A 5,721-nucleotide genomic window follows, 5' to 3' on the forward strand; every position below is an offset into this window, starting at 1 on the left:
GGGTGTGCCGCCGCCCGGTGGCCGGGACGGCGGCTGCTCAGCTCGCCGATGCCGCGGACGGACCCGAGCCGGGGAGGGGGCCCGTGCCGGTAGGGCGTTCCGCGTCGGCACGGTGTTCCGTGGCGGCGAAGCGTTCCGCGTCGGCAGGGCGTTCCGTCGAGGTCCCCGCGTCCGCCAGTCCGAGTGAGCCGGTGAGGAAGAAGGAACCGTCCAGCCACTGGCCGACGGCCGGGGCCCGGTCGAGCTGGATGTCAGCCGCTGCCACGTCGATCTCGGCGTCGGCGAGAGTGCGCACCCGCAGTCGGTGGAACACCTCCCCGGTGATCTCACTCTCCGTGCGTTCGTGGGCGATCACCTCACCCGCGAACAGGGCGTGCGCGGTCGGCAGCCACCCGTCCTCCGCGTCGTCCGGGCGGAACAGGCCCGAGGGGATCAGGTAGTGCGCGGCGAACTTCGTCGTCCGGTCCGCCTGCGCGGCATCGTAGGCGGCCTCATCGGTGTGCAGGGTGATCTGCTCAGCCAGCGCACTCAGCCGCAACGCACCCTGCCCGAGGGGACGTTCGAGCGTGCGCAGTTCGACCCGGTCGGTCAGCTCGACCGGCAGCGGGCAGACCGTCTCCCCGTCCGGTGCGTCGAGCAGCTCCATGTGTGCGGTGCCGTCGGACGCGAGTGCCACACCGCGGACGGGTACCGGACGACCGCGCGGGACGAGACACGGCAGGACGTGCACGAGCGCCCCCTCGGCGTCCACCTCCAGCTCGACGCGAGCCCCGCCGTCGCCCTCCCACACCGTGCGGGTCGCCCCCTGCCCCGCGTCGTCCGCCTCACCCAGGGAATAGAGGCGGCGGAGCAGGTCCTCGTAGGCGCTGCGGCTGCCGACCTCGAGCCCGATGGTTCCGAAATGACTGGTCATGAGGGTCAGCCTCGCGGCCGACTCCGTTGACGGCAACGGAGTTTCCTCCTCGGAGGGGTCCCTGCGGGTAGCGTGACGGCGGTCCCGTCACGGTTGACGGTTGAACCATCAGGGGTGTGCGGTCGTGCTGCGGCCATGTGGCGAGAGGCGAGGCGGAATGAACGACAGCACCCAGGAGACCCGGAGATCCAGCCGCAAGCGCAGGACCACCGTCACCGGCTGCGTGGTGGCCGTGCCCGTCGAGGCCCCCGCCGTGATCACCGACACCGCGGCCCCCTCCTCCGCCACCGGTGTCGCCGCCGAACAGTTGGCCACCGGCACCTCCGAAGGGCCCCTCACCATCGGGACGCCGGGGCGGGTCGACGTGACCATGAGCCGCGTCACGATAGAGCCCGGCGGCACCACGGGTTGGCACTACCACCCCGGTCCGGTCGTCGGCGTCGTCCGGTCCGGAACGCTCACCCGCACGCTTGCGGAGGGAACCGTCGAGGTCAGCGGCCCCGGCAGCATAATCCTGGAGCCGGCTGGCCGCGAGCACGCACACATGGCCCGGAACCTGGGCACGGAACCCGTCGAGCTCCACGTCACCTACTTCGTCCCTGCGGGCAGCCCGCTCGCCGTCGAAGCCACCCCACCGGACGGCCACTGACGGCTGCCGACGATCAGTGAACGGGTCCGCCCGCCGGCCGAAGACGTCGACGGGCGGGCAACGGGGCCGGCTCCGCGGGGCACGGTCGCGCCGCTTGCGCAGTGCTCAGCGCTGGAGGTTCCAGCGCCGAAAACGTCTGGCTGCCAGCAGTCCGACGACGGCGGCGAACAGAACGGCGCCACCGTCGACCACGGGTTGCCGTCCCGCTGCCCACCCGACCAGCAAGCCTGTGGCCACCGCGACCACCACGGTGACGCCGAGAAAGACCGCGCCCTCCGTCAGCCACATGCCGAGGCTGGGTCGACGTTCCGCACTCCGGTCAGCTTGCATTCGGTGATCCTTCTACTTGGTGATGTAGTGGCACTGGGTGGCGCGAAGTGTTCCGCTGATGAAGAACTTGGCACAGGCCTTTCCGTAACGAGCGAGCTTTTGGGAGCCGATCCTTCGAGTGGGGTACTTGTTGGCGCAGGCGGTATGCGTCTTGCCGCGGGACGTCTTGTACGTCCGGTTGTTCGTGTCGGCGTAGGAGAAGTCGATGCGCCAGTTGCAGAACTGCGAGAAGGCCGCCGGACCGACACAGTCCACGCCGGCCAGCTGACTGGTCACTCTCTTGCCGGAACCCTTGACCACGTGGGTGAGGAAACACCCGGTCGGCACCGTGAGAGTGAGTCCGTTGAACTCGTAGGTGAAGGAATCGACGGCAGAGCTGCCCGCGGCCCCGCTGTAAGCCGTGGCCTGTGGGGTGAAGAGTGCAAACAGACAAACGGTTGATGTGATTGCCGTGAGGGCGTGTCGAGTCATGAGTGTGAACATGATTCTCCTTTCGTGAAAGTTGCCGACGAAAGGCCATGACCGGCCTTTGAGCGGTTCCGGTTCCGTGCCGCCCGGTGGATCGCCCGAAGGAGTGAGGAAAGGCGGTTCAGGCGTAGTCGGCCACTCCGCTGCGAGGTGCGGGTGGGGGAATCGGGGAACCAGGGAGGCATGGACAACACGGACCGAAAGCCCTCCACCGACGACCGTTCTGCTGCCCCGGATTCCGCCGGCGCGGACCTGCCCGCGCCCGCGCACCGGCGTCCGCCCGGCGTGTCGGACGCCACGGTGAAAGCTCTGGGCGCGCTCTCGGAGGCATTGGAGACGACCGAGCGGGCCCGCGGGCACCTGTACGCGTTCCACCAGCTCACCGGCGGCGCGGACCTCAAGCTGGGGGAGGCCGTGGAGCTGTTCCGGGAGGCCGGCCACGGGGACGCCGCGGATCGACTCGAAGCGGAGCTCGTGGGGCGCAACGTGCTGCCCGGACGGTGGACGTTCCAGATCGTCGAGCAGTACGACGACGACTACTACCGCACCTTCAAGGAGGCCGACGAGCGGCTGCGCGGTGAGCTGGTCGGCGGGCGGCGGCATCTCTTCGAGGCCGAGATGAAGGAGGCCCGGCGCACCCGCGGGGCCCCCGGCCACGAAGCCCGTCCGGAGAGCCGCCCCGGGACCCGTTCCGAGCCCGCCCGTTCCGAGGACTGATCCGCCCGCAGGCGCAGCAGGCAGGCCCCGCCGGTGCCGTGGGCCGGCAGCCGGAGCGTCAGTCGGACGTGCGGGCGAGCTGGGCGTCCAGGGCGGCGCAGAGCCAGTCGTGGGCGGCGCCCGCTGTCGGTTCGGTGGGGCCGCGCACTTCCGCGGTGAGCTGCCAGTACCTGTCGATCCGCGGGTCCCCGGCGAGTGTGGTGCTGAGGCGGCGGCGGAAGTCGTCGGTGTCGCGGACACCGCGGGAGCCGGCGTAGGCGGCCACGAAGCAGTCGAGTGCCTCACCGGCGCGCGGAGGCCGCCGCGTCCGCAGTTCCGGTGCCGCCAGCGCGTACGCCTCGCGGAGGCCGTCGTAGAGCACGGCGGGACGGTGGACGCCGCCGGGCCTGTGGGCCGCGGGCCGGCAGCGGTCGGTGCGGTGGCAGGGTCCGGAGACGAAGGCGTGCAGGCGGGTGAAGGCGAGTACCTGGTCGGGCGTCGGCTGCGGCGGAGGCGTCGGAATCGCCTCCTCGAGAATGCCGGACACCAGGCGGGCGGGGAGCCGAGGGGGCAGCCAGCCCCGCCAGAAGCGGGCCAGGGACGCGGTGCTGGGCGGGGCCGACACGGCGCCGACCAGTCGCAGCCGTTCCGCCCGTTCCGTCGGGGAGCAGCCCTGGAGCAGTCGCGTTGCGGCCTCCTGCCAGTGCAGCGCGGCCAACCGCCTTTCGGTCTCCCGCAGTTGGCCGGCGACGATGTCCTCCAAGGTGTCCTCCCGGTCGAGGACGCGGTGCACGTCCGGGATCGGAAGTCCCAGGGTGCGCAGTGAGCGGATCACGCGGAGCCGGTCGAGCGCCTCGGCGGAGTACCTGCGATGGCCGCCGGTACTGCGGGTCGCCTCGGGCAGCAGGCCCCGGTCGGAGTAGAAGCGCACGGTTTTCACCGTGACGCCCGCCTGCTCGGCGAGCTCACCGATGCTCCACAGGCTCTCCGGTGGCACGACTGGGACCTCCCGCGGGTTGAACCTCCCCCAGGGGGAGTTCCTACCGTACCGGCGAGCGGACCGCCCGCCCGCCGGGCGGGCGGTCCGGACCGAGGCATGCGAGGGGGCACACATGACGGCGTTCGTGCTGGTACCGGGGGCGCACACCGGTGGCTGGGTCTGGGAGGAGGTGGCCGGGCGGCTGCGGGAGTCGGGGGCGCAGGCCTACCCGGTGACGCTCACCGGCATGGGCGGCACCGCCGGTGCGGCGGCGCCGGAAGCGGACCTGGAGACGCACGTCCAGGACCTGCTGCGGTTGGTCGACCGGCTCACGGAACCGGAGGTGGTGCTGGTCGGCCACTGCTACGGCATTCATCCGGTACTGGGCGCGGCCGACAGGCGCCGGGAGCGGATCGCACGGGTCGTGCACCTGGACACCGGCATTCCCCGCGACGGCGAGCGGCCCCTGGAGCTGGTGCCCGACCAGGAGTTCCGGGACCGGTTGCGGCACCGGGCCGGGGCGGGCGACGGCACGGGGAGCGTTCCGCCGCCGTCGCCCGGCGAGTGGAGCCGCTGGGGGAGCACCACGGGTGTCCCGGAGGACACGCTGGCCCGGCTCGCCCGCCTGGCCGTGGCGCAGCCTGCGGGCACGTTCACCCGTCCGCTGCGGCTGTCGGGCGCGATCGGTGGACCTCCGGCGACCGGTGTGCTGTGCACCGCCAACGGGTCGAGCATCGCGGCGGTCGAGGCGATGGTCGACTGGGGTGACTCCCGCTTCGATGCGCTCACCGATCCCCGCGCCGGCCTGTTCGAACTGAACACCGGCCACTGGCCGATGCTCTCCGCACCCGACGAGCTCGCCACGGTGCTGCTGCGGGCCGCCGCAGGCGAAGGGCATCGGGTGGCGGCCACCGGCGGTGAAGGGCCCGCGCACCTGCGGCCCTTCCTCCTCGACGTGCCACAGCGGCGCCGCGAGCGGACCGGGCGGGTCGACCTCCACCTGCCCGACAGCGACCGGGCGCGGCCGGCGATCGTCTTCGTCCACGGTGGCCCGCTCCCTCCCGACATCCGTCCGTCGCCACGCGACTGGCCCGCGTTCACCGGCTACGGACAGTACGCGGCGACGCTGGGCGCGGTCGGGGTGACGGTGGACCACCGGCTGCACGACCTGGGCGGTTACGGGCGGGCCGCCGGGGACATCGCCGACGCGGTGGAGCAGGCGCTGGCCGATCCCCGTGTCGACGGGGAGCGCGTCGCGCTGTGGTTCTTCTCCGGCGGCGGCCTGCTGTCGGCGGACTGGCTGGCCGACCCGCCGCCCTGGCTGCGGTGCGTCGCTCTGACGTACCCCGTGCTGGCCCCGCTGCCAGGCTGGGGGCTGAGCGGGTCCCGTTTCCACCCGGCGGGCGCGGTGCGCTCGGTGCCGCCTTCCGCCGGGCGGTTGCCGATCGTGCTGACCCGGGTCGAGCGGGAGCGTCCGGAGATCGCCGTGACGGTGGAGGAGTTCCTGACCGCCGCGAGGCACCGCGGGACCGACGTGGAACTGGTCGACGTACCGCAGGGCCGGCACGGCTTCGAGACGGTCGACCACGGTGAGCCGGCCCGCCGGGCCGTGGACCGGGCGATGCGGGCCGTGCTGGGGCACCTGCGGGGCTGAGCCACGGCACGGCCGGGCCACGGCCTGCCTCC

General features: G+C 72.5%; 7 protein-coding genes. 3 read left to right on the forward strand and 4 right to left on the reverse strand.

Going from position 1 to position 5,721, the window contains the following annotated elements; all coding sequences use genetic code 11:
* Positions 1–37 precede the first annotated feature (37 nt).
* The gene (locus ACYVE9_RS13795; protein WP_461028120.1) at positions 38–913 is read right to left on the reverse strand and encodes a hypothetical protein; all 876 of its coding nucleotides are present in this window, start codon (positions 911–913) and stop codon (positions 38–40) included.
* 157 nt (positions 914–1,070) lie between these two features.
* Between ACYVE9_RS13795 and ACYVE9_RS13800 the strand changes: the two genes are divergently transcribed.
* Positions 1,071–1,562 (forward strand): cupin domain-containing protein, encoded by a 492-nt coding sequence (locus ACYVE9_RS13800; RefSeq protein WP_461028121.1) that lies wholly within the window; start codon positions 1,071–1,073, stop codon positions 1,560–1,562.
* Positions 1,563–1,667: 105 nt separating this feature from the next.
* On the opposite strand, the gene ACYVE9_RS13805 is transcribed toward ACYVE9_RS13800, so the two are convergent.
* Both ACYVE9_RS13805 and ACYVE9_RS13810 read right to left on the reverse strand, forming a co-directional pair.
* A complete protein-coding gene (locus tag ACYVE9_RS13805; RefSeq protein ID WP_461028122.1) occupies positions 1,668–1,892 on the reverse strand; it encodes a hypothetical protein in 225 nt (74 codons plus the stop codon).
* Between the two features lie 12 nt (positions 1,893–1,904).
* Positions 1,905–2,375, reverse strand: coding sequence for a hypothetical protein (locus ACYVE9_RS13810; RefSeq protein WP_461028123.1), 471 nt, complete (start codon positions 2,373–2,375; stop codon positions 1,905–1,907).
* 168 nt (positions 2,376–2,543) lie between these two features.
* Between ACYVE9_RS13810 and ACYVE9_RS13815 the strand changes: the two genes are divergently transcribed.
* On the forward strand, positions 2,544–3,077 hold the full coding sequence (locus ACYVE9_RS13815; RefSeq protein ID WP_461028124.1) for a hypothetical protein: 534 nt from the start codon (positions 2,544–2,546) through the stop codon (positions 3,075–3,077).
* A gap of 58 nt (positions 3,078–3,135) precedes the next feature.
* On the opposite strand, the gene ACYVE9_RS13820 is transcribed toward ACYVE9_RS13815, so the two are convergent.
* Positions 3,136–4,053 carry a helix-turn-helix domain-containing protein gene (locus tag ACYVE9_RS13820; protein WP_461028125.1) on the reverse strand — a complete coding sequence of 306 codons (918 nt, stop codon included), beginning with the start codon at positions 4,051–4,053 and terminating at the stop codon, positions 3,136–3,138.
* Between the two features lie 115 nt (positions 4,054–4,168).
* On the opposite strand from ACYVE9_RS13820, the gene ACYVE9_RS13825 reads away from it, so the two are divergent.
* On the forward strand, positions 4,169–5,689 hold the full coding sequence (locus ACYVE9_RS13825) for an alpha/beta fold hydrolase (protein WP_461028126.1): 1,521 nt from the start codon (positions 4,169–4,171) through the stop codon (positions 5,687–5,689).
* Positions 5,690–5,721 lie beyond the last annotated feature (32 nt).

Source organism: Streptomyces sparsus (assembly GCF_054776295.1).

What these genes read in the sequence shown, in the direction of transcription:
- ACYVE9_RS13795 (WP_461028120.1), bottom strand. Translation starts at nt 913, where the DNA reads ATGACCAGTCATTTCGGAACCATCGGGCTCGAGGTCGGCAGCCGCAGC.
- ACYVE9_RS13800 (WP_461028121.1), top strand. Translation starts at nt 1,071, where the DNA reads ATGAACGACAGCACCCAGGAGACCCGGAGATCCAGCCGCAAGCGCAGG.
- ACYVE9_RS13805 (WP_461028122.1), bottom strand. Translation starts at nt 1,892, where the DNA reads ATGCAAGCTGACCGGAGTGCGGAACGTCGACCCAGCCTCGGCATGTGG.
- ACYVE9_RS13810 (WP_461028123.1), bottom strand. Translation starts at nt 2,375, where the DNA reads ATGTTCACACTCATGACTCGACACGCCCTCACGGCAATCACATCAACC.
- ACYVE9_RS13815 (WP_461028124.1), top strand. Translation starts at nt 2,544, where the DNA reads ATGGACAACACGGACCGAAAGCCCTCCACCGACGACCGTTCTGCTGCC.
- ACYVE9_RS13825 (WP_461028126.1), top strand. Translation starts at nt 4,169, where the DNA reads ATGACGGCGTTCGTGCTGGTACCGGGGGCGCACACCGGTGGCTGGGTC.